The organism is Actinomadura sp. J1-007, assembly GCF_009793335.1.
Classification (GTDB): Bacteria; Actinomycetota; Actinomycetes; order Streptosporangiales; family Streptosporangiaceae; genus Spirillospora; species Spirillospora yumaensis.
The window spans coordinates 3605079-3626686 of the sequence record NZ_WING01000001.1 but is presented as its reverse complement, the minus strand read 5'-3'; the positions used below and the strand labels follow the sequence as shown (position 1 = coordinate 3626686).

At 73.8% G+C, this 21608-nt stretch carries 22 protein-coding genes; 11 read left to right on the top strand and 11 right to left on the bottom strand.

Going from position 1 to position 21608, the window contains the following annotated elements; translation table 11 throughout:
• The first annotated feature begins 15 nt into the window (after window positions 1–15).
• Window positions 16–894: a LuxR C-terminal-related transcriptional regulator gene (locus GEV43_RS16455; RefSeq protein ID WP_160821455.1), complete on the top strand. Its 879-nt coding sequence runs from the start codon at window positions 16–18 to the stop codon at window positions 892–894.
• Here the strand turns inward: GEV43_RS16455 and GEV43_RS16450 are convergent.
• The 4 genes from GEV43_RS16450 to GEV43_RS16435 form a co-directional block, all read right to left on the bottom strand.
• Window positions 840–2273 carry an MFS transporter gene (locus GEV43_RS16450; RefSeq protein WP_160821454.1) on the bottom strand — a complete coding sequence of 478 codons (1434 nt, stop codon included), beginning with the start codon at window positions 2271–2273 and terminating at the stop codon, window positions 840–842. The genes GEV43_RS16455 and GEV43_RS16450 overlap by 55 nt on opposite strands.
• Window positions 2274–2689: 416 nt before the next feature.
• On the bottom strand, window positions 2690–4144 hold the full coding sequence (locus tag GEV43_RS16445; protein ID WP_241682932.1) for a GntP family permease: 1455 nt from the start codon (window positions 4142–4144) through the stop codon (window positions 2690–2692).
• 92 nt (window positions 4145–4236) lie between these two features.
• Window positions 4237–5805: an amidohydrolase family protein gene (locus GEV43_RS16440; RefSeq protein WP_160821452.1), complete on the bottom strand. Its 1569-nt coding sequence runs from the start codon at window positions 5803–5805 to the stop codon at window positions 4237–4239.
• Entirely contained in the window at window positions 5805–7097 is a 1293-nt protein-coding gene (locus GEV43_RS16435) for an alanine racemase (protein WP_206681185.1), read from the bottom strand. Before GEV43_RS16435 ends, GEV43_RS16440 begins: the two co-directional genes overlap by 1 nt.
• A 151-nt stretch (window positions 7098–7248) precedes the next feature.
• Between GEV43_RS16435 and GEV43_RS16430 the strand changes: the two genes are divergently transcribed.
• The 4 genes from GEV43_RS16430 (at window position 7249) to GEV43_RS16415 (ending at window position 10285) form a co-directional block, all read left to right on the top strand.
• Entirely contained in the window at window positions 7249–8205 is a 957-nt protein-coding gene (locus tag GEV43_RS16430) for a sugar kinase (RefSeq protein WP_309239664.1), read from the top strand.
• On the top strand, window positions 8202–8969 hold the full coding sequence (locus GEV43_RS16425; protein WP_160821450.1) for an IclR family transcriptional regulator: 768 nt from the start codon (window positions 8202–8204) through the stop codon (window positions 8967–8969). Before GEV43_RS16430 ends, GEV43_RS16425 begins: the two co-directional genes overlap by 4 nt.
• Window positions 8966–9370: a RidA family protein gene (locus tag GEV43_RS16420; protein WP_160821449.1), complete on the top strand. Its 405-nt coding sequence runs from the start codon at window positions 8966–8968 to the stop codon at window positions 9368–9370. The genes GEV43_RS16425 and GEV43_RS16420 overlap by 4 nt, the downstream gene beginning before the upstream one ends.
• Before the next feature lie 75 nt (window positions 9371–9445).
• Window positions 9446–10285, top strand: a complete 840-nt coding sequence (locus GEV43_RS16415; protein ID WP_309239663.1) for a polysaccharide deacetylase family protein — start codon at window positions 9446–9448, stop codon at window positions 10283–10285.
• Here GEV43_RS16415 and mca read toward each other — a convergent pair.
• From mca to GEV43_RS16390, 5 genes are all read right to left on the bottom strand, one after another.
• Window positions 10239–11144: a mycothiol conjugate amidase Mca gene (gene mca / locus GEV43_RS16410; RefSeq protein ID WP_160821448.1), complete on the bottom strand. Its 906-nt coding sequence runs from the start codon at window positions 11142–11144 to the stop codon at window positions 10239–10241. The genes GEV43_RS16415 and mca overlap by 47 nt on opposite strands.
• Window positions 11145–11154: 10 nt before the next feature.
• A complete protein-coding gene (locus GEV43_RS16405; RefSeq protein ID WP_206681184.1) occupies window positions 11155–12570 on the bottom strand; it encodes a DHA2 family efflux MFS transporter permease subunit in 1416 nt (471 codons plus the stop codon).
• Between the two features lie 181 nt (window positions 12571–12751).
• The gene (locus GEV43_RS16400; RefSeq protein WP_241682931.1) at window positions 12752–13525 is read right to left on the bottom strand and encodes an SDR family NAD(P)-dependent oxidoreductase; all 774 of its coding nucleotides are present in this window, start codon (window positions 13523–13525) and stop codon (window positions 12752–12754) included.
• A 60-nt stretch (window positions 13526–13585) separates the two neighbouring features.
• Window positions 13586–14164: a TetR/AcrR family transcriptional regulator gene (locus GEV43_RS16395; protein WP_160821446.1), complete on the bottom strand. Its 579-nt coding sequence runs from the start codon at window positions 14162–14164 to the stop codon at window positions 13586–13588.
• A gap of 119 nt (window positions 14165–14283) precedes the next feature.
• Window positions 14284–14883 carry a CGNR zinc finger domain-containing protein gene (locus GEV43_RS16390; protein WP_160821445.1) on the bottom strand — a complete coding sequence of 200 codons (600 nt, stop codon included), beginning with the start codon at window positions 14881–14883 and terminating at the stop codon, window positions 14284–14286.
• 26 nt (window positions 14884–14909) lie between these two features.
• On the opposite strand from GEV43_RS16390, the gene GEV43_RS16385 reads away from it, so the two are divergent.
• A complete protein-coding gene (locus GEV43_RS16385) occupies window positions 14910–15845 on the top strand; it encodes an EamA family transporter (RefSeq protein WP_160821444.1) in 936 nt (311 codons plus the stop codon).
• Here GEV43_RS16385 and GEV43_RS16380 read toward each other — a convergent pair.
• Window positions 15811–16395 (bottom strand): TetR/AcrR family transcriptional regulator, encoded by a 585-nt coding sequence (locus tag GEV43_RS16380; RefSeq protein ID WP_160821443.1) that lies wholly within the window; start codon window positions 16393–16395, stop codon window positions 15811–15813. The genes GEV43_RS16385 and GEV43_RS16380 overlap by 35 nt on opposite strands.
• 155 nt (window positions 16396–16550) lie before the next feature.
• Here GEV43_RS16380 and GEV43_RS16375 point away from each other — a divergent pair, with 155 nt between their 5' ends.
• Window positions 16551–17447 (top strand): NAD-dependent epimerase/dehydratase family protein, encoded by an 897-nt coding sequence (locus GEV43_RS16375; protein WP_160821442.1) that lies wholly within the window; start codon window positions 16551–16553, stop codon window positions 17445–17447.
• Window positions 17448–17631: 184 nt separating this feature from the next.
• Here the strand turns inward: GEV43_RS16375 and GEV43_RS16370 are convergent, their stop codons facing one another.
• Window positions 17632–17991 (bottom strand): hypothetical protein, encoded by a 360-nt coding sequence (locus tag GEV43_RS16370; protein WP_160821441.1) that lies wholly within the window; start codon window positions 17989–17991, stop codon window positions 17632–17634.
• Window positions 17992–18201: 210 nt separating this feature from the next.
• Here GEV43_RS16370 and GEV43_RS16365 point away from each other — a divergent pair, with 210 nt between their 5' ends.
• From GEV43_RS16365 to GEV43_RS16350, 4 genes are all read left to right on the top strand, one after another.
• Window positions 18202–18513 (top strand): winged helix-turn-helix domain-containing protein, encoded by a 312-nt coding sequence (locus GEV43_RS16365; protein WP_160821440.1) that lies wholly within the window; start codon window positions 18202–18204, stop codon window positions 18511–18513.
• Between the two features lie 293 nt (window positions 18514–18806).
• Window positions 18807–18977: a hypothetical protein gene (locus tag GEV43_RS16360; protein ID WP_160821439.1), complete on the top strand. Its 171-nt coding sequence runs from the start codon at window positions 18807–18809 to the stop codon at window positions 18975–18977.
• 643 nt (window positions 18978–19620) lie between these two features.
• The gene (locus GEV43_RS16355; protein ID WP_309239662.1) at window positions 19621–20937 is read left to right on the top strand and encodes a sensor histidine kinase; all 1317 of its coding nucleotides are present in this window, start codon (window positions 19621–19623) and stop codon (window positions 20935–20937) included.
• Window positions 20901–21545, top strand: coding sequence for a response regulator transcription factor (locus tag GEV43_RS16350; RefSeq protein ID WP_160821438.1), 645 nt, complete (start codon window positions 20901–20903; stop codon window positions 21543–21545). The genes GEV43_RS16355 and GEV43_RS16350 overlap by 37 nt, the downstream gene beginning before the upstream one ends.
• Window positions 21546–21608: the final 63 nt, after the last annotated feature.

The window sequence follows — 21608 nt, the reverse complement described above, 5'->3', positions numbered from 1 at the left end:
GGCATGCTTTCCGGCATGGGTGACGACGCCGGCGCCGTCCGCTCGGCGGTGCTCTCACTGCACCGCGCGACGGGCCTGCCCATGGTGTTCGGCGGCGCGCTGAACGGCCGCGACCGGCTGCGGATCACCGAGCTGGTCGGCAACACCACCGACTCGTTGAGCGGGCTGGTCGTCCGGCAGGGCAACGGGCTCGGCGGCAAGGCGATGGCGACCGGCCGGCCCGGCTGGGTGAGCGACTACCCGCGCGCCGCGACGATCAGCCACGACTACGACCGGCCGGTCGGCCGCGAGGGGCTGCTGTCGATCGTCGCCGTCCCGATCGTGGTGCGGCGGCAGGTCAGGGGCGTGCTGTACGGGGCGCTGCGCGAGCCGCTGTCGCTCGCCGACCGGGTGGTCACCGCGGCCGTGCAGGCGGCCCGCGACCTGGAGCAGGACCTCGCCGTCCGGGACCGGGCCGACGAGGCGATGGTCCGGTACGGCGGCCACGCCGCGCCGCCCGGCCCCGGGACCGAGGCGTCCGCGACCGCGGCGGCGCGCTGGGAGGAGGTCCGCGCCGTCCACGCCGAGCTGCGCGACCTCGCCGAACGCGTCCGCGACCCGGCGACCCGCGACCGGCTGCGGGAGGCGTCGCTGCGGCTCGCCGCCGCCGGACGGCTCGCGCCGCCCGCCGCGTCCGGCGACCCCGCGCCCCCGGCGGGGCCGGTGCTGTCGCCGCGCGAGCTGGACGTCCTGTCGTACGTCGCGATCGGCTGCACCAACGCCGAGGCCGCCCAGCGGCTCGGCCTGCTCCCGGAGACGGTGAAGAGCTACCTGCGTTCGGCGATGCGCAAGCTCGACAGTCACACCCGCTTGGAGGCGGTCAGCACGGCCCGCCGCGCGGGCCTGCTCCCCTGATCCCGGCCCCCGCCGCCCTGCCGTCCGCTCGCGCGTCCCGCCGAGTACGCCGCGCCGGCCGCGGCGAGGGCGGTGGCCCCGGCGGCGGTCATGACCACGGCGAACGCGTGCCCGGGGCGTCCGGCGAGGGACAGGTACAGCGTGCCGAGCACCGCGACGCCCGCCACGCCCGCGAGCTGCGCGCCGGTGTTGACGAGCCCGCTCAGGTCGGGCGCGTGCCGGGCGGGCACGGCGGACGTCAGCCGGCCGAGCTGCGCGGCGTACCCGAGGCCGAGCCCGAACCCGCCCGCGCCGAGCAGCGCGAACAGCGTCCAGCCCTGCCCGCGGGTCGCAGCCAGACCGAGGTAGGCGCCCGCGAGGATCACGTACGCGGCGACCGGGGCGCGGGCGGCCAGCCGGTCCGGGCAGCGCGGCAGCAGCGGCCCGGCGATCCCGAACGCCGCGACCCACGCCACCGGCACCAGCCCGGAGTACAGCGCGCCGCGGCCGAGCCCCTGCTGGAGGTAGAGCGCGAGGACGAACAGCATCGCCAGGTAGGTGCCCGTCGCGGCGGCGAGCGCGGCGAGCGTCCGCGCGACGACCGGCATGGCCACCACCTCCAGGTTGAGCAGCGGCGCGCCGCCGCGCGCCGCCAGCCGCCGCTGCCGCCGGACGAACGCCGCGAGGGCGGGCGCGCTCGCCGCGAGGCAGAGCCAGCACCACACCGGCCAGTGCGCCTCCCGCCCGAAGATCAGCGGCAGGGCGCCGAGCAGCACGGCCGCCGACAGCAGCGCGACGCCGGGCAGGTCGAGCCGTCCGGGCGCCCCGTCCCGGTCGGCGGGCAGCAGCCGGAGCCCGGCGGCGAGCAGGACGAGCCCCACCGGGACGTTGATCAGGAAGATCGGCCGCCAGCCGAGGCCCCACAGGTCGGCGGCGACCAGCACGCCGCCGAGCGCCTGCCCCGCGACCGCGCCTCCGGCGAGCGCGAGGACCAGCAGCCCCTGCGCGCGGGCCCGCTCCCGCCCGGTGAAGTGGAGCTGGATGCCCGACAGCACCTGCGGGACCATCAGCGCCCCCGCCGCGCCCTGCGCGATCCGCGCCGCCACGAGCGCCGCGGCGACGGGCGCGAGGCCGCAGGCGAGCGACGCGGCCGTGAACCCGGCGAGCCCCACCAGGAACATCCGCCGGTGCCCCCGCGCCTCGCCGAGCCGCGCGCCGGTGATCAGCAGCGTCGCGTACGCGAGGGTGTACCCGGAGACGATCAGCTCCAGCGTCCCGCCCGAGGGCCGCAGCCCCTCCCGGATCGCCGGCCCGGCCACGTTCACGATCGCGGTGTCGATGTTGACCATGATCTGCCCGGCGAGCAGCACCGCCAGCAGCCCTCTGCCCCGTCGTCCCATGCCCCGAGAACCCCGCCGCCGCACCGCCCGTTGCACCCGCCCCGCGCGCGTGCGAGCGCTGCGCGGGCGGGGGGTGCGGGCGGGGCGCGGGGTGGCGTTCGGGTCGGGGCGGGTGGGGGCGGTGATCGGCCCGGCGACGGGGTCGGCGGAACGTGCGGTGGTGGTCCAGCGGCTCGGCCCCCGTGGCGTACCGCCCGGATCCGTCACCGCTTCGCCCGCCGCACCGGGCCGCGATCGCGGAACGTCCGCCCCGTTTCGCGCGGGACGGGCGTCCGGCCCCCGAGACGCATGGACGACCGTACACCTTGGCGAACAACCGTGTTCGTGATGTGCGCCATAGTCCGCCGCAGCCGGCGGCGGCGCGGCGGTCCGCGCCGCGCCGGTCCGCCGGCCCGCCGCGTTCCGCCGCGCCCCGTCTAGATGAACGTGCTGAGCAGCGCGGCCACCGCGAAGCCGACGACCGACAGGATGGTCTCCAGCACCGTCCACGTCTTCAGCGTGTCGCGGACCGACATGTTGAAGTAGCGCGACACGATCCAGAAGCCGCCGTCGTTGACGTGCGAGGCGATGATCGACCCGGCCGAGATGGCGATCGCGATCAGCGCCAGGTGCGCCTGGGAGTGGTGCTCGCCGGTCACCAGCGGCGCGACGATCCCGCCGGTGGTGACGATCGCGACGGTCGCCGAGCCCTGCGCGAGCCGCAGCCCGCAGCTGATCAGGTACGCCAGCACGATGGTGGGCAGGCCCGCGTCCGACAGCGTCCCGGCGAGGGCCTTGCCGACGCCGGTGGCGGAGATGACCGCGCCGAAGAACGAGCCCGCGCCGATGACCAGCATGATCATGCCGATCGGCCGCAGCGACCTGCTCGCCAGCTCGGAGATCTCGGTGAGGGGGATGCCGCGGCGGATGCCGAGGAGCCAGATCGCCAGCAGCACGGCGATGGTGAGCGCGACGGCGGGGTTGCCGAGGAACGTCAGGGTCGGCAGCGCGGAGCTGTCCTCCCACCAGACCGTGCCGAACGTGGCGAGCAGGATCAGCACCAGCGGCACCGCGATGATCAGCAGGACGAGGGAGAGGGCGGGCTCGGTCCGCGTGGCCAGGGCGTTCGCGCCGCCCGCCGTGCCGCCCGCCGCGCCGTCCGTCTTGCCGTCCGCCGTGCCGGGGGCGGCGTCGCCGCGCTCGCGCTCGCGCTCGGCGATCACGTAGTCCTCGGGGACCTCCACCATGACGCGGCGCCCGATCCACGCGCCCCACGCGACGCCCGCCGCGAGGAACGCCGGGATGCCGCAGGTCAGGCCCATGACGATGAGCCAGCCGAGGGAGACGCCGAGCAGTCCGGCGGCGGCGACGGGGCCGGGGTGCGGCGGCAGGAACGCGTGCGTCATCGACAGGCCCGCGAGCAGCGGCAGCGCGTACAGCACGAGGGAGCGGCCGCCGCGCCGGGCGGTGATGTAGACCAGCGGCGCGAGCACGAAGATGCCGATGTCGAAGAAGACCGGGATGCCGAAGATCAGTCCGGCGAGGCCCATCGCGAACGCGGCGCCGCGTTCGCCGAAGATGCCCAGCAGCCGGCGGGTCAGCACGTCGGCGCCGCCGGACGCTTCGAGGATCGCGCCGAGGATGGTGCCGAGCCCGACGATCGGGGCGATGTGCCCGAGGATCCCGCCGAAGCCGGTCTCCAGCAGGGACGTCTTGGAGCTGAGCGCGGTGCCGACGATCTGGTTGACGCTGAGCCCGGCGGCGAGCGCCAGCAGCAGCGAGGAGACCAGCAGCGAGACGAACGGCTCCAGCCGCACCTTGATGATGAGGAACAGCAGGATGGCGATGGACGCGGCGGACAGCAGCAGCAGCCCGCCGGTCTCGTGTTGCAACCAATGGATCATGAGGAGTCTCCGGGGGCCGGGTGGGGGTCGGGGTCGGGGAGCGGGCGGACGGCGGGGAGCGGGTACACGGCGGGGGCGGGTCAGCGGCGGAGCGAACGGCCCGGGAGCGCGCTGGTGCGGCGGCCGTCCTCGATGACGGCCGTGCCGCCGACGAGGACGTAGGGGATGCCCTCCGCCTGCTGCTTCGGGTCGTCGAACGTGGCGGCGTCCCGCACGGTGACCGGGTCGAACAGCACCAGGTCGGCGTGGAAGCCGGTGCGGACCAGGCCGCGGTCGGCGAGGCGGAGGCGCCGGGCGGCGCGTCCGGTCAGGTGCGCGACGCACTCTTCGAGCGAGAGCACGCCCAGCTCGCGGACGTAGCGGGCGAGGTAGCGCGGGAACGTCCCCCACGCGCGCGGGTGCGGCTTGGCGGCGGCGAGCAGCCCGTCGCTCCCGCCGGTGTGCGCCGGGTGCCGCATCATCGTCTGGACGTTCTCCTCGTGGCCGACGTGCTGGAGGATCGTGGTGGACAGGTCGTCGGCGACGAGCCGTTCGGTGAAGACCTCGAACGCGGGGCGGCCGGACGCGGCGGCGAGCTCGGCGATCGTCCGGCCGACCGCGGCCGGGTCGGGCGAGCCCGACACCTCGATCGTGTCCCACTCGGCGGGCACGCCGTGGCTGCCGTCGGAGCCCTCGACCTCCATCGCGTGCCGGATCCGCGCCCGTTCGGCCGGGTCGGCGAGGCGGGCGAGGATCGCGGCGGGGCCGCCCTCGCTCGCCCAGCTCGGCAGCAGCGCGGCGAGCGTGGTGGAGCCCGGCAGGTACGGGTAGGTGTCGAGGCTGATGTCGCAGCCGTCCGCGATCGCCTCGTCCAGCAGGCGGACCAGGTCGGGGGCGCGGCCCTTGTTGACGCCGAAGTTCATCGTGGCGTGCGCGAGGTGCAGCGGGCAGCCGGTACGGCGCGCGAGCGCGATCATCTCGGCGTACGCCTCCAGCGCGCCCGCCCCGTACGAGCGGTGGTGGGGCGCGTAGAAGCCGCCCTCCGCGCACACCACCTCGCACAGCGCGGCCAGCTCGTCGTCGCCGGCGTACATGCCGGGCACGTACGTCAGGCCGCTCGACATGCCGAACGCGCCCTCGCGCATCCCGTCCGCGACCAGCTCGCGCTGCCGGTCGAGCTCGGCGGTTGTGGGCGGGCGGTCGTCCCAGCCCATCGCGAGCATCCGGACCGCGCCCTGCGGGACGAGGTAGCAGGCGTTGACGGCGATGCCCTCGTCCAGCCGGTCGAGGTACTCGCCGACGCTCCGCCACGACCAGTCGAAGCCGGGCGGGTCGCCGTTCCAGCCCGCGATCGCCTGCCGGATCTCGGCCAGCGTGCGGTCGTCCACCGGGGCGTACGACAGGCCGTCCTGCCCGATCACCTCGCAGGTCACGCCCTGGCTCACCTTGGCGAGGTGCTCGGGCTCGGCGAGCAGCGCGAGGTCGGAGTGGGCGTGCATGTCGATGAACCCGGGCGCGAGGACGAGCCCCGCCGCGTCGATCGTGCGGCGGCCGGTGAGCCCGGCGCCGATCGCCTCGATCCGGCCGCCGTCGATCGCGACGTCGGCGACGCGGCCGGGCGCGCCGGTGCCGTCGACGACCGTGGCGCCCTTGACCACCAGGGCGGTCATCAGAACCACGTCCGGATCAGGTCGACCACGACGGGCCGTTCGGCGCCGGCGTCGTCCACGACCGGGATGAGGGTCCACTTGTCGAGCGCCGTGCAGGGGTGCGACAGCCCGAGCCGGACGACGTCGCCGACCGCGACCTCGGCGCCTTCGAGGAACGTGTGCTGGTCGTTCAGCGCGGTGACGCGCGCGCCCGCGACGGGTCCCGGTCCGGCGCCGCGCACGAGCTGCGGCTCCGGCAGGCCCTCGTCGAACGGCAGGTCGCGCTTGCCCGTGTCGAGCAGCGCGAGTCCGGGTTCGGGGCGGGAGATGACCCGTCCCCAGCCGTGCATCCCCGCGCGGAACCGCCCGCCGCCCGCGCCGCCCGCGCCGTCGCCCTGGGCCGACGCGGTGCCGCGCGAGAACGGGGAGATCCCGCGGTAGAAGCCGTCGTCGTGGATGATGTACGCGCCCGAGCGGAGCACCAGCTCGCCGCCGAGGCCGCCGAGGACGTCCACGACCTGGTCGAAGAACGAGCTGCCGCCCGCCGTCACGATCGGGTCGTCCACCTCGAAGTCGGCCCGCCGGTGCAGCTCGGCGAGCCTGCGCAGGTAGGCGTCCACCGAGGCGCGGCCGTCCGCCGACGCGTCGTGCGCGAGCGCGCCCTCGTACCCGGCGGTGCCGGCGAGGCGCAGGGTCGGGGCCTTGCGGACGGCGTCGGCCACGGCGAGCGCCTCGCGGTCGTCGCGGACGCCCGTCCTGCCGTGCGGGCCGCCGAGCTCGACGCACACCTCGACCGGACGCTGCGCGCGGGCGGCCCGCAGCGCCTCGTCCATCAGCTCCACCGAGCGCGCCGAGTCGACCCACGACACGAACCGGAAGTCCGGGTCGCCGTCGAGCTCGCCCGCGAGCCAGGCGAGCCCGGCGGGGTCGAGCAGCGCGTTCGCGACCTGCACGCGGGCGACGCCGAACGCGCGGGCGACGCGGAGCTGCGGCAGGTTGGCGACGGTGATGCCCCACGCGCCCGCGTCGAGCTGCCGGCGCCACAGCGCCGGCGCCATGGTCGTCTTGCCGTGCGGCGCGAGCCGTACGCCCGCGTCGCCGGTCCACGCGGCCATGAGCCGGACGTTGTGCTCCAGCGCGCCCGCGTCGAGCGTGAGCAGCGGCGTGCCGAAGTCGGAGAGCGGCGGGCGCGCGCGCCTGTACTCGCCGACCGTCGCGCCGTGCGCCGACGCCGGGACCGCCTTGAACCGCCAGTCGAGCCGCTCCTCGTCGAGCGCGTCGACGGCGCCACCGTCGATGGACGGGACCATCATGACCTCCTGAGTTGCACCTGACGCAATCAGCATTGCATCCTGCGCTGCTGTGGTTGTAGCATCGCCGTCGCGTCCCGGTCAACGGGCCGCCACCGGATCGTGACCCGAACTCCGAGAGGGGCCGATGGAAAGCTCACCGACGGCGGTCTGCGTGGGCGAAACGATGGCGGCGCTCCTGCCCGACCGTCCCGGCCCGCTGGAGGACGTCGCCGCGTTCCGCTCCGCCATCGGCGGCGCCGAGGCCAACGTGGCGCGCGGGCTGGTCGCCTTCGGCGTACCCGCCGCGTGGATCGGACGGGTCGGCGCCGACGGCTTCGGGCGGCGCGTCGTCCGCGAGCTCGCCGCCGGCGGCATCGACACCAGCGCCGTGACGGTCGACGCCGAACGGCCGACCGGACTGTACGTCAAGGAGACCGGTCCTCAGGGCAGCGTCCTGCACTACTACCGCGACGGCTCGGCGGGCTCGGCGCTCGGCCCCGGCCTGCTCGACGGGCCGGGTCCGGCCGCGGCGATGCTGACGCGGGCGCGGCTCGTCCACCTGTCCGGGATCACCGCGGCGCTGTCGGACGGCGCGCTCGCCCTCGTCCGCGCGCTGCTGGAGCGGCCGCGCCCGCCGGGGCAGGCGGTGAGCTTCGACCTCAACTGGCGGCCCGCGCTGTGGCGGCGCCGCGACCCCGCCGTGCTGCGCGCGCTGCTGGACGCGGCCGACATCGTGCTGCTCGGCGCCGACGAGGCCGCCGAGGCGCTCGGCACCGGCGACCCCGAGGGGCTGCGCGCGCTGCTGCCCGGCCCGGCGACGATCGTCGTCAAGGACGACGCGCGCCGCGCGAGCGCGGTCGACCGCGACGGCCCGCCGGTGTCCGAGCCCGCGCTGTCCGTCGACGTCGTCGAGCGCGTCGGGGCGGGGGACGCGTTCGCCGCCGGATACCTGGCCGGTACGCTCCGCGGGTACGACCGCCGGCGCTGCCTGCGTCTCGGCCACCTCGCCGCCGCCGCCACGCTCGTGGTGCACGGCGACCACGGCCCGCCGCCCGCGCCCGAGCGCGTCGAGAAGCTGCTCGCGGCGGCGCCGGAGGAGTGGGCCGCGACGAGAGTGGGGGCGGGATGAGCCAGAGCCTGGGACGCGGCCTCGCGATCCTCGTCGAGCTGGGCGAGGGGCCGCGCACGCTCGACGAGCTCGCCGCGACCGTCGGCGTGCACAAGACGACCGTGATGCGGCTGCTGCGCGCGCTGGAGGAGGAGCGGTTCGTGCACCGCGACGACGGCCACCGCTACCACCTCGGGTCGCGGCTGTTCGCGCTGTCGGGCGCGGCCCTGGAGCAGCGCGGCATCCGCGCGATCGCCGCCCCGCACCTCGCCCGGCTGAACGAGGCGACCGGGCAGACCGTGCACCTCGGCGTGTACGAGGGCGGCGAGGTCGTCTACCTCGACAAGTACGACTCGCGGCACTCGATCCGGATGTACTCGCGGGTCGGGCTGCGGATGCCGCTGCACGCGACCGCGATCGCCAAGGTGCTGCTCGCCGACCTGCCCGAGGACCTGCGCCGCCGCGTCGCCGACGGCATCGAGTACACCCCGTTCACCGAGCGCACCATCACCGGGCCGCGCGAGCTGCTCGCCGAGCTGGCCCGCGTCGCCGAGCGCGGGTACGCGACCGACGACGCCGAGCACGAGACGTTCATCCGCTGCGTCGCCGCGCCCGTCCGGGACGCGGGCGGACGGGTCGTCGCGGCGGCGTCCATCTCCGTGCCGGACGTGGTGCTCAGCGGCGACCGCGTCGGCGACCTGCTGCCCGACCTGCTCGCCACCGCGCGGGCGATCTCGGCCGACTGCGGCCACACCGAGAGAACAGAGAGAAAGGCAACACCTTGAGCGACAAGACCCGCGTCGTCACCGACGGCGCGCCCACCCCCCTGCCCGTGTTCTCGCAGGGCGTCCGGAAGGGGCCGCTGCTCCAGGTGTCCGGGCAGGGCCCGCAGGACCCGGCGACGGGCGAGTACGTGCACCCCGGCGATGTGAAGGCGCAGACGCGGCGCGTGCTGGAGAACATCAAGGCGGTCCTGGAGGCGGGCGGCGCGAGCGTGGACGACGTGCTGATGTTCCGCGTCTACCTGACGACGCGCGACGACTTCGCGGCGATGAACGAGGCGTACTCGGCGTTCGTCACCGAGAACTGCCCGAGCGGCGTGCTGCCGTGCCGGACGACGGTCGCGGTCGAGCTGCCGCACCCGTCGATGCTCGTCGAGATCGACGCGCTCGCGTCCGTGTCGTGAAGGTCATCCCAATTGAACCTATTGTGATCTGATTACGGCCGCCTCGACCCCACCGATCCCGATAGCGTGGGAGTTGTGGCGGAAAGTGAGTCGGGCGAGCCATCCCGCCGCAAGGCACTCTGGCTGATGGGGGCGGCGGCCGGGCTCGGCGCGCTGGGAGCGGACGGCGCACGCCAGGCAGGCGGGCACCACGCGGCGGCGGCGACGGGCGCGCCCCGGCCGAGGGCGCTGATCCATCCGACGCCGACGCCCACGCCGACCCCCACCCCGACGCCCCGGCCCGCGCCGTGGACGCCCGCGAAGCTGACGGCGCTGAAGACGCCGGTCCGCGACCTGTCGGAGCTGTCCCCGGCGCCGCCGCCGCAGACGATCGCGCTGACCATCGACGACGGCCCGCACCCGACGTGGACGCCGCGGGTGCTCGACCTGCTGGCCGAGCACCAGATCCACGCGACGTTCTTCATCATCGGCGAGCAGGTCAAGGAGATGCCGAAGCTGACCCGCCGCATCGCCGACGCCGGCCACCAGGTGTGCAACCACACGATGACGCACCCGATCACCATCGCCGGGCTGTCGGAGAAGCGGGTGCGCAGGGAGATCGTCGAGGCCAACGAGCGCGTCGCCGACGTGACGGGCGTCCTGCCGCAGTTCTTCCGGTCGCCCGGCGGCGCGTGGTCCAAGACCGTCCTCGAACTCGTCGCCGAGAACGGCCTGCTGCCGATCGACTGGGCCGTGGACCCGCGCGACTGGTCGCGTCCCGGCGTCGGGCACATCCGCCGCACGCTGCTCGGCAGCAAGGCGGGCAACATCATGCTGTGCCACGACGGCGGCGGCGACCGCTCCCAGACCCTCTCCGCCCTCGGCAAGGTCATCCCGAAGCTGAAGAAGCGCGGGCTGACGTTCGTGGCGCTCTGACGCCCGCGAACAGGTCGTCCTCCGGAAGCTCCGCCGCGACGAGCGAACGGGCGAGCCGGTAGTCCTCGGTCGGCCACACGTCCCGTTCGACGTCGCGCGGATGCAGCATGAAGCCCGCGTCCGGGTCGATCTGCGTCGCGTGCGCGAGCAGGGCGCGGTCGCGTACCGCGAAGTACGCCTCGCACCGCACGCGCGTCGTGACGTCCAGTTCCGGCGCGGTGTCAGGCCACTCGTCCAGCAGCGGGCCGATGGCCGACACGACGCCGCGCGCCGTCATCGCGTCGTGCAGCGCCTGGAACCACGCCCGCGAGAACGCGCCCTGGTAGTACAGCTTCAGCGGCGACCACGGCTCACCCGTTCCGGGATAACGCCCCGGATCGCCCGCCGCGTCGAACGCCTCCACCGTGACCTCGTGCGTCTTCACGTGGTCGGGATGCGGATAGCCGCCCGTCTCGTCGTACGTCACGACGACATGCGGCCGGAACTCGCGGATCAACGCCACGAGCGGACGCGCCGCGGACTCCAACTCCTGCAAAGCAAAACACCCGTCGGGCAGCGCCTCGCCCTCTCCCGGCAGGCCCGAATCGACGAACCCGAGGAAACGCTGCCGTACACCAAGAATCCTCCGCGCCGCGTCCATCTCCTCCCTACGGATCTCGGCCAGCCGCGCCCGGACCTCGGGACGGTCCATGCGCGGGTTGAGCACGCTGCCGCGCTCGCCGCCCGTGCAGGTCGCCACCAGGACGTCCACGCCCTCGTCGGCGTACCTGGCGAGCGTCGCCGCGCCCTTGCTCGACTCGTCGTCCGGATGGGCGTGCACGCTCAGCAGCCGCAGCCCTTCACCATCGGTGACGCGCATCCGCTTCCCTTCACTTCTTGGTCGGATAGAACAGCGCGGGGATCAGCGTGACGGCCGACAGTCCGAGCGCCCACCAGAACGTCTCGCCGAACGCGGACGCCGCCCCGCCGGGCGCATGCGCCTCGATCCGTCCCTGGAGGACGACGGCGAGCACGGCAGTGCCGAGCGAGCCGCCGATCCGGTTGAGGGTGTTGACGGCGCCCGCCGCACGGGGCGCCTCGTGCGGGGCGACGCTGGAGTAGATCGCGGCCATGCCCGGCGCCATGACCACGCCGAGGCCCGCGCCGCGCAGCACCAGCGACGCGACCAGCAGCCACCCCGCCGGATCCGAACCGAGCTGGGTGAACGCCACCGTCCCCGCCATCGTCATGACGATCCCGGTGAGGATCAGCGGGCGCGGCCCGACCCGGTCGGCGATCTTCCCGGCGAGGAACGACACCAGGGCCGTCCCGAGGGCCTGCGGCGCGATGAGCAGCCCGGCCTCCAGCGCGCTCGCGTGCTCGACCCGCTGGTAGTACAGCGGCAGCAGCAGCATCGAGCTGTAGAGCGCCGCGCCCTGGAGGAACGAGTTGGCCGTCGCCACCGCGAACCCGCGCCGCGCGAACAGCCGCAGGTCGATCAGCGGCGCCGCCTTCCCCCTCATCGCGTGCGCCCCGTACGCCGCCAGCAGGACGGCCCCCGCCGCGACCGCCCCGCCGACCCGTACCGTCCCGAACCCCCGGTCGCCCGCCTCCGACAGCCCGTACACCAGCGCCGCGAGCCCCGGCGACAGCAGCACGAACCCGACGAGGTCGAGCCGCCCGCCCCGTTCGTCCCGCGGCGGGTCCTTCGGCAGCACCCGCGCCGCGAGCAGCAGCGTGACCAGCCCGACCGGCACGTTCACCAGGAACATCCACCGCCAGTCGAGGTGCTGGAGGATCACCCCGCCCAGCACCGGCCCGGCCACCGGCGCGAACGTCAGCGGCAGCACCGTGATCCCCATGACCCGCCCGATCCGGGACGGCCCCGCCGCCCGCGCGATCATCGCCTGCCCGAGCGGCTGGATCATGCCGCCCCCGACGCCCTGGAGCACCCGGAACACGATCAGGCTGCCCGCCGACCAGGCCATCCCGCACAGCGCGGAGCCGAGCACGAACAGCGCCACCGACACCGTCCACATCCGCCCCGCGCCGAACCGCTCGGCCGCCCATCCCGACAGCGGCATGACGGCCGAGACCGCGAGCAGGTACCCGGCCGACACCCACTGGACCGTCGCGAGCGGACTCCCGAACTCCCCCGCCACCGCCTCGATCCCGACGTTGACGATCGTGGTGTCCAGCATCGCCAGGATCGGCCCGAGCACCAGCACGAACGCGAGCCGCAGCAGCTTCGGATCCAGCCGCCCCGAGGCGTCCTCCCCCGCTTCGCCACGAGCGACGACAGCCACCTGAACCTCCCCGGCCCCGACACTTACTTAGGTCGGACCTAACAGTAGGCTCAGCACACATCATGGGTCAAACCAAAATTTAGGTCCAACCTACAAAGTGGTGTGCGATGGGCCGTTACAACGTGTCCGACCCGGGCGCTGGGTCTAAGCGCCCAGCGCTCGGATCGTCGGCAGGGCCCCGTCAGGCCGTCTTGGATTGGCCGCCGTCGATGATGTAGTCGGCGCCGTTGATGTTGCGGGCCTGGCCGGAGGCCAGGAACAGCACGAGGGCGGCGACTTCGTCGGGTTCGGTGAGTCGCCCGGTGTTGAAGCCCGCCTTGGCCGGGAGGCCGGCCAGGAGCTCGGCGACGGTGCTCCCGCTGGCCGCCGCGAGCGTCGCGCCGATGCCGTGCTCGCCGTCCCAGGCCGGAGTGCGGGTCGGTCCAGGGGAGACGCTGTTGACCCGTATCCCGCGCGGCCCGAGTTCCTCGGCCAGCGCCTTGCCCAGGTTGGTCAGCGCGGCCTTGGACGCTCCGTAGTCGACCGTGCCGGGCTGGGGGAAGCGCCCGCGGATCGAGGAGACGTTCACGATCGCTCCTTGGCGTTCCAGCAGGGACGGCAGGGCGGCGCGGATCGCGCGCACGGCGGAGAAGAAGTTGACCTCGAAGGTGTGCTGCCACTGGGTGTCGGTGATCGCGCCGAACCCTTCCAGCCGCGCCTCGAAGGCGCCCACGTTGTTGACCAGGACGTCGATGCCGCCGAGCGCGTCGACGGCTTGGCGTACCGCCTCGCCCGGGCCTTCGGCGGTGGCCAGGTCCACCGCGACCGGATGCGCTCCGACGGCCTTGAGGGCCGGGCTGATCGTGCGGGCCACGCCGGCCACCCGGGCGCCCTGCGCGATCGCTCCGGTGGCGACGGCCAGACCGATCCCCTGGCTCGCCCCGGTCACCAGAAGCGTCTTTCCGGACAGGGACATGATGACCTCCATGTGTAATGATCGTTCGAAAAAGAGGGTAAAAAAAACTCGCGCGCCGCCTCACAGCGCGTCGACCGTCGCGTCCACCACCTCCACCAGTCGCTCCCGATCGGTGGCGGCCTTGCCGAGCACCCGCAGTCCGTAGACGGCGTTCAGGACGAACCGCGCCAGGGTGGCGGCGCTGCGCTCGCCGGTGATCTCACCGGCCCGCTGGCCGCGTTCCAGGGCCGCCGTCAGCGCCTCCTCGACCCGGGCGAAGGTGCGCCGAACCAGGACGGTGACCGCCTCGTCCTTGCCGGCCAGCTCGATCGCGGCGTTCACCGCCAGGCAGCCCCGCCGCCCGGGATCGCCGAGTTCGGCGTCGATCACCCCGAGCATCAGCTCCCGGATGTGCTCCTTCACCGGACCGGGCTCGTCCAGCAGCGCGATGTCGGCCTCGGTGTTGCGCTCCAGGTATCGGCGCAGCGCCAGCTGGTAGAGCCGGTGCTTGCTGGTGAAGGCGTTGTAGAGGCTGCTGCGCCCCAAACCGGTGCTGTCCACCAGGGCCTGCGCGGACGTGGCGGCGTACCCGCGCTCCCAGAACGCCTCCATGGCGGCGTCGAGCACCCGCTCCTCGTCGAACTCCCGCGCCCTGGACATGAAGATCAGGCTACGCCATCAGGAACGATCGTTTCAAATCGGCGGCGACAGCGAGACGGGGGCTCGGAGCGTGATGCCGCCTTCCGGTTCGTTGGTGAGCAGCGTTGCCGCGGAGATCCTCAGCCTGCGGGCGGCCCGCGACGCGGACGGCGCGGACCGACCACGGCCCTTGCGCCGCCGGGTCGTGGCGGGGTCGGCTTCGCGGCGGTTCTGGCTCGGTGGCGGCGGACGGCGTCGCGGTTGGCGCAGGTCCGGGTGCAGTAGCGCTGGCGGCCTCCTCGGGTCATGTCCACGAAGGCGAATCCGCATTCCTTCAACGCGCAGCGGCCGAGCCTGTGCATTCCGAACTGCGTCAGGTGCTTGGCGGCGGCCACCACCGCGACCGCGCGGAGCACCGCTGCCAGGTGCACGCCGTCGTCGCGGTAGTGCAGGTGCCAGGCGGTGCCGCCGTGGCCGGTGATCCGCGGGTAGGCGGCCGTCTCGGCGAGCAGGGCGTTCAGCAGCCGCACGCGCTCCTCTTCGGTCTCCGCGTCGATCACCTCGGTCCAGCGGGCGAGGAACTCGCGTGTCTCGGCGAGGTCCCGGGCGTCGGCCGTTCGGCCGGTGCCGAGGCCGGCGGCGTGCCATCGGCGCGTCAGCTCGTCGGGATCGGTCGGCGGACGGTTGGTGAGCTCGGTCACGAAGTTCAGCACATCGCCGTAGTAATGGTTCCCCTGCACAAGCCCATTACAGCAAAGTCGTGGGCATGTCCGACTCAGGGATACCGGCGACGAGCGGCGAACGCACCGCGGCCACGTCCGCGCTGACCGCCCTGGCGCCCGCCGTCTGGGGCTCCACCTATCTGGTCACGACCGAGTTCCTGCCGCCCGACCGCCCGCTGCTGGCGTCCACCGTCCGAGCCCTGCCCGCCGGGATCGTCCTGCTGCTGGTCGGCCGCGTCCTGCCCAGGGGGATCTGGTGGTGGCGCGCACTGGTGCTCGGCGTGCTCAACATCGGCGCGTTCTTCTACCTGCTGTTCCTCGCCGCCTACCACCTGCCGGGCGGGGTGGCGGCGCTGGTCATGTCCACGCAGCCGATGATCGTTCTGCTGCTGGGCGGCGTCCTGCTCAAGGAGCCGATCCGGGCCGCGCACGTCGTCTCGTGCGTGCTCGGCATCGCGGGCGTCGCGCTCCTCGTGCTGGAGCCGGGCGTCCACCTGGACGGGGTCGGCGTGCTGGCCGGCGTGCTCGGGGCCGCGTCCATGGCCGTGGGCATCGTGCTGACGAAGCGCTGGGGGCGCCCGGCGGATGTGACGCTGCTGACGTTCACCGGCTGGCAGCTCACCGTCGGCGGCCTCGTCCTGCTGCCGGTCACGCTGGCCGGCGAGTCGCTGCCGGACGGTCTGACGTGGGGCAACGCCGGCGGCTTCCTGTATCTGAGCGTCGTCGGCGCGATGATCGCGTACGCCCTGTGGTTCCGCGGCCTGTCGCGCCTGCCCGCGCTGCTGGTCTCGCTGCTGTCCCTGGCCTCACCGCTGTGCGCGACCGTGCTCGGCTACGTCTTCCTGCACCAGTCGCTGGGGCCGGTCCAACTGGGCGGGGTGGCGGTCCTGGTCGCGGCCGTCCTCCTCGCCCAGCCGCGCGCACCTCGGGGGAACGGCTCGTCGCTCAGCGCGCCTTCCGCGCGTGAAGCCCGTCCATGAACGCCTCGGCCAGTTCCCGCGCCGCGAGCCCGGAGGGATCGCGTCCGCTCAGGATCCAGAAGAAGGGCGGGCCGATCAGCAGCGCGGTGGCCAGATCGACCGGGATCGACGCGGCCTCCTGCCGGACGACTCGTTCCACCACGCCTCGGGCGCTGTCTCCCAGCACGTCCTTGGACGCGAGCAGTTCCGCGACGGCGGAGTCCTGCTGCGCTGCGGCGAGCAGCGCCCGGTAGGCGGCGCCGGCCGGTGAATGCGCGAGGAAGCGCACGAGGGCTTCCAGATAGGCCGTGAGGTCGTCCAGCGGAGCGCCCGCCGGGCCGATCGCGAGCTCCTCCTCCGCGTCGGCGACGCTGGCCTCGAAAAGGATCTCCGCCTTGGTCGACCACCACCGGTACACGGTCTGGCGGCCCACTCCGGCCCGTTCCGCGATGCCCTTCATGGTCATGGCCGCGTAGCCGACCTCCAGCAGCAGGTCGTCCACGGCCTGCAGGACGGCCGTCCTCGCCTGCTCGCTCCGGGGACGTCCGCCTCGACCGCGCTCCTCGTTCATGCCCCGACTATATCGAGACACCATGCCTCGAATGTGCTACCTTTTCGGGACACGGTGACTCGAAACTCGGTGCCGGACCGGTGGCGCCCGTCCGCGTACGGGTCCGGGTCCCGCACCCACTGCATGGCCCGGAAGGGCTGAAGGAGGGCACGCACATGCGTGTGTTCGTTACCGGAGCAACGGGCTGGATCGGATCGGCGACCGTTGACGAGCTGCTGCGAGCAGGGCACGACGTCGTCGGATTGGCCCGGTCGGAGAACGCCGCGGCGTCGCTCAAGGGCAAGGGCGCGACGCCCCTGCTCGGGGACCTCGACGACCTCGACGCGATCCGCCGCGGGGCTCGCGACGCCGAAGCGGTCGTCCATCTCGCCAACAAGCACGACTGGGCCGACCCGGCCGCTACCAACCGCGCCGAACGGGGCGCGGTGGAGACCATCGCCGAAGCGTTGGCCGGCACCGACCGGGCTTTCGCGGTCGCGAGTGCGCTCTCCGGACTCGTCCAGGGACGCCCGGCGCTGGAGACGGACCCGTCACCTGCCGTCGGCCTGGACTCCCCGCGAGGCGGCAGCGAGAACCTGGCGCTCGACTACGCCCGCCGCGGAGTCCGCGCCATGAGCGTCCGTTTCGCCCCGTCGGTGCACGGCACGGGCGACCCGGGCTTCATCGCCTCCGTCGTGGCCGCCGCCCGTCGGCACGGCGTCTCCGCCTTCATCGGCGACGGTTCCGCGGCCTGGTCAGCGGTGCACCGTACCGACGCTGCGCGGCTCATCCGGCTCGGGCTGGAGGGGGCGCCCGCCGGATCGCGCCTGCACGCGACCGCGGAAAAGGCCGTTTCCACTCGTACGATCGCCGAGTCCGTCGGAGCCGTTCTCGACCTCCCGGTGACATCAGTCGCCCCGCAGGACGCCGCCGAGCATTTCGGGTTCGTCGGCAGGTTCTTCGGGATGGACATGACCGCTTCGAGCGAACGCACCCGCGAGATGCTCGCGTGGACCCCGACCGGGCCGACCCTGGTCGAGGACATCCGGGAGGGCGCGTACACCGGCGCCTGACGCCCGAACCGAACCGGGCCCCCGACCGTCCGGGAACGGCGCGTCGGGGTCCCGGTCGGGCGTCGCGCCGAGGGCTTTCGCCGTCCGGCCGGACGATCCGTGCCTCAGGAACCCGCGGGCGCGATGCCGAATTCGGTGTCGAGGTCCTCGACCCGCTGCACCGCGGACTTCAGCAGATGCCGGTTCAGGACCCGGCGGGCCGGACTGCCGTAGGGCGCGACCAGGTGCAGGGTGCCGCGAGCGGCGCGTACGGCGAAACGGGTCTTGGCCAGCAGGGCGGCCCCTGGGAGTCGACCGCGCCGACGCCGGACAGGTCCAGCACCAGCCGCAGGGGCCGCGGGGACAGCACGACCGTGGTCAGGATGCGCGCCTCGGCCGTCACCACCGTGTCCGCCACGAGGTCCCCCGCCAGCGCCAGAACGGTGGCGGGCCCGTGAGCGCGCGACCGCGTCTCCAGACTCGGCCTGCCCGGACGGGCCGGAGCGCCGGAACGCTGCGAGCCGGGGCCCGGCGCGGGCCGCCGCCCGGCGGAGTGCGCGTACACGCGGGCCCTCCCCTCTGGCCGACCGGTCGAACGCGGAGCGTCAGAAGCACCAAGAATGTTACACGAAATATTATTCGTCAAAAGCCGATCGTATAATGTTCGGGAAACGTGCACCTCCGGCATACCGGCGGTGAAGCGGCACCGGCCCGGCGGCCGCGCCCGCGGGCGCGCGCCCCGGCGCCGGACGAGCACGGACGATGAGGTAGGCGCATGGGGAGCACACCACCCCGCGACGGCAAGCCGTGGACGTTCCTGACCAACCACGCGCGGGTGCTGATCTGCATCGCCCGCCAGCCGGACCTGCGCGTGCGGGACGTGGCGCAGGCGATCGGGATCACCGAGCGCGCCGCGCAACTGATCATCACCGATCTCGAAGAGGCCGGCTACCTCACCCGCACCCGCGTCGGCCGCCGCAACACCTACACCGTCAACGGCGCCCGACCGTTCCGCCACCCCGTCGAGGCCGACCACGACGTCCAGGCCCTGATCGAACTCTTCGCCGGCCACGACTCGTACGCCTGACCCGCCCGGCCCGCGCACGCCCGGCGACACCACTCCGGCCGGACGCACTTCTCTGCTCCGGAACGCGCCCGGCTTGCCCCGCCCGCCCCGGCCGCCGACGGCGGTCCCTTCGGCCGCGCCCGTGGTCCGGCTGTCCGTTCCAAGCGTCCGACACGCCTCCGCGTGCCGAGGCTTCTCCCGGTACCGGATACCGCGATCCGCTCCCCGGACGGTGCGGGCGGCGGAAGTCACCGCCGCCCCTATGCCAGCATGGCGTGGTCAGAAGAGCACTCTCCGTGATTGGAGCAGTTCACATGCGTACTGTCCGCACGTCGCTACGGGCCTTGACCGCCGCCGCGGTGGCCCTGACCGCCCTCACGCTGCTGTCCGGCCCCGCGAGCGCCGCTCCCGCACAGCTCGGCCCGGTGGGCGGTCTCCTCGGACCGGTGCTCGGCGCGCTCGGTGGCGTGGGCGGGGGCGGCTGAGCCCGCGGCACCGCACGGGCCGCCGAGGCGGAACGTGCAGGCCGCTCACCGAAGAGGCAAGACCCGGGGTCCCGGGATCGCAGAGCACCGCGATCCCGGGATCTCCGGTTGCGGGCGACGGCACGCGCGCCGGGAACGCCCCAGGTCAGCCGCGCCTGGGCCGCCGGGTGACGCCGCCCTGCCCCCCTGGACCGAATCATCGCGGTCGTCACTCTATGTAGTTGCAATTACGTAGAGTAATCCCGGGGTCGGGGCAGAGAGGACGGAACGATGATCGGCCCGCGCGTACTCGGCGGCACGGCCCCGGAGGCCGCCGCGGTCCTCGCGGCGACGGGCCCCGCGGCCTCGTCGCCGGTCGGCCCGGATCGGCGGGACGACCCCTCGGTCTTTCGAAGCCATCCATGAGCCGGGGCCGGGCAGTGGTGGCCCGGCCCCGGGTGGCATCCAGGGCCGTCGCCCTCTCCAGGAAAGTCGCTCCCTCCAAGAAATCGGTGCGGGCCCTTCCGGCCCTGCGTGGTGGGGGTTGTCGCATTTCGGGGGGTGTACTCAGGTACACCCCTCTTCCGGGAAGGAGGCACACTGCGTATCGGGCTCCGCGGCCGGAGACTGGTCTCGGCACGACGGACGAGGTACGGAGGAAACCGTGGACGCGGAAGTGAGCACGAGAGACGGCAGGCTCGCGGCGCACGCCAGAGCGCCCTGGCACGGACTGCGGTTGTGGCTGATGTCCTGGCCCGCGCTGCTCCTGTCCTGTGCCCTGCTCACCGCGATGTCGCTGGTGGGGATCGGGATCGGGATGCTGCTCGTGCCGCCGGTGCTGCTGGCCGTCCGCGGGCTGCTGAACGTCTACCGCGACCTGATCTCGCGGTGGACGGGCACGGAGATCGAACGCCCCTACCTGCCCCTGCCGGACACCGGGACGGGCCTGAACGGGCACGTCAAGCGGTTCGTGGCGCTGATGTCGGACCCGGCGACGTGGCGCGACTGGGCCTGGCTCGCCGCCGACCCGTTCGTGGCCCTGTTCACCGCGTCGCTGTCGTTCCTGCTCGTGCTGTACGGGGTGTGGGGCTGGCTGCTCGCCGCGTTCGCCGGTGAGCTGATCGCCGACGCGGGCGGCAACGACTGGTACGCGTGGATCAACGTCACCCGCGGCTACGGCGACGACACCGGCGCCCGCGTCGAGACCGCCGCGCTCGGGGTCGTGTTCCTGGCCGCCGGGATCGTGTTCGGCCCGGCGCTGCTGCGGGCGTACGGCCGGTGGGGGCGGCTGCTGCTCGGCCCGACCGAGAAGTCCCGGCTCGCGCTGCGCGTCCGGCACCTGACCGAGACCCGTTCGGACGCCGTGGACACCTCCGCCGCCGAGCTGCGCCGGATCGAGCGCGACCTGCACGACGGCGCGCAGGCCCGGCTGGTCGCGATGGGCATGAGCCTCGGCGCGATCGAGCACCTGCTCGACCGGGACCCGGAGAAGGCGCGGCTGCTGCTCGCCCAGACCCGCGAGTCGTCCGCCAAGGCCCTCGGCGAGCTGCGCGACCTCGTCCGCGGCATCCACCCGCCGGTCCTCGCCGACCGCGGCATCGGCGACGCGGTCAAGGCCCTCGCGCTCGACCACCCGCTCCAGGTCGAGGTGACCGTCGATCTGCCCGGACGGGCGGAGCCGCCGGTCGAGTCCGCCGCCTACTTCGCGGTGTCGGAGATCCTCACCAACGCCGCCAAGCACTCCGGCGCCCGCCGCGTCTGGATCGACCTGCGGTACGAGTCGGGCATGCTGCGGATCTCGGTCACCGACGACGGCCGCGGCGGCGCGCGCCTCGACGCCGGGACGGGACTGCGCGGGATCGAGCGCAGGATCGGTACATTCGACGGCGTGCTCGCCCTCAACTCGCCGCCCGGCGGGCCGACCCTCGTGACCCTGGAGCTGCCGTGCGCGTTGTCCTCGCCGAAGACCTCGCTCTCCTGAGGGAGGGCCTGGTCTCCCTGCTGGAGACGCACGGCTTCGAGATCGCCGCGGCCGTCGACAACGGCCCGTCGCTGCTCAAGGCGCTGCTCGACCACCGCCCGGACGTGGCGGTGGTCGACGTCCGCCTGCCCCCGTCGTTCACCGACGAGGGACTCCAGGCCGCGCTGGAGGCCCGCCGCCAGGTCCCGGGCCTGCCCGTCCTCGTGCTGTCGCAGTACGTCGAGCAGCTCTACGCGCGGGAACTGCTCGCCGACGGCACCGGAGGCATCGGCTACCTGCTGAAGGACCGGGTGTTCGACGCCGCGCAGTTCGTCGACGCGATCCGCCGGGTCGCACAGGGAGGCACCGCCATGGACCCCGAAGTGATCTCCAGGCTGGTCGCGCGCGGCAGCCGCGACGAGCCGCTCGGCCGCCTCACCCCCCGCGAGCGGGAGGTGCTGGAGCTGATGGCGCAGGGACGGTCGAACGCGGCGATCGCGCAGGCGCTCGTCGTCACCGAGCGGGCCGTCACCAAGCACACCGCCAACATCTTCGCCAAGCTCGACCTCGCCGTGTCCGACGACGACAACCGCCGCGTCCTCGCCGTCCTGGCCTACCTCGACCACTGATCCGTAAAGCTCTCCGCGCCGTGCGGCGGACCCGCCGTACGGGCGTCGCCGGCGCGTTCCGGA

What these genes read in the sequence shown, in the direction of transcription:
- GEV43_RS16455 (WP_160821455.1), top strand. Translation starts at nt 16, where the DNA reads ATGGGTGACGACGCCGGCGCCGTCCGCTCGGCGGTGCTCTCACTGCAC.
- GEV43_RS16450 (WP_160821454.1), bottom strand. Translation starts at nt 2,273, where the DNA reads ATGGGACGACGGGGCAGAGGGCTGCTGGCGGTGCTGCTCGCCGGGCAG.
- GEV43_RS16440 (WP_160821452.1), bottom strand. Translation starts at nt 5,805, where the DNA reads ATGACCGCCCTGGTGGTCAAGGGCGCCACGGTCGTCGACGGCACCGGC.
- GEV43_RS16435 (WP_206681185.1), bottom strand. Translation starts at nt 7,097, where the DNA reads ATGATGGTCCCGTCCATCGACGGTGGCGCCGTCGACGCGCTCGACGAG.
- GEV43_RS16425 (WP_160821450.1), top strand. Translation starts at nt 8,202, where the DNA reads ATGAGCCAGAGCCTGGGACGCGGCCTCGCGATCCTCGTCGAGCTGGGC.
- mca (WP_160821448.1), bottom strand. Translation starts at nt 11,144, where the DNA reads ATGCGCGTCACCGATGGTGAAGGGCTGCGGCTGCTGAGCGTGCACGCC.
- GEV43_RS16400 (WP_241682931.1), bottom strand. Translation starts at nt 13,525, where the DNA reads ATGTCCCTGTCCGGAAAGACGCTTCTGGTGACCGGGGCGAGCCAGGGG.
- GEV43_RS16395 (WP_160821446.1), bottom strand. Translation starts at nt 14,164, where the DNA reads ATGTCCAGGGCGCGGGAGTTCGACGAGGAGCGGGTGCTCGACGCCGCC.
- GEV43_RS16385 (WP_160821444.1), top strand. Translation starts at nt 14,910, where the DNA reads ATGTCCGACTCAGGGATACCGGCGACGAGCGGCGAACGCACCGCGGCC.
- GEV43_RS16380 (WP_160821443.1), bottom strand. Translation starts at nt 16,395, where the DNA reads ATGAACGAGGAGCGCGGTCGAGGCGGACGTCCCCGGAGCGAGCAGGCG.
- GEV43_RS16375 (WP_160821442.1), top strand. Translation starts at nt 16,551, where the DNA reads ATGCGTGTGTTCGTTACCGGAGCAACGGGCTGGATCGGATCGGCGACC.
- GEV43_RS16365 (WP_160821440.1), top strand. Translation starts at nt 18,202, where the DNA reads ATGGGGAGCACACCACCCCGCGACGGCAAGCCGTGGACGTTCCTGACC.
- GEV43_RS16360 (WP_160821439.1), top strand. Translation starts at nt 18,807, where the DNA reads ATGCGTACTGTCCGCACGTCGCTACGGGCCTTGACCGCCGCCGCGGTG.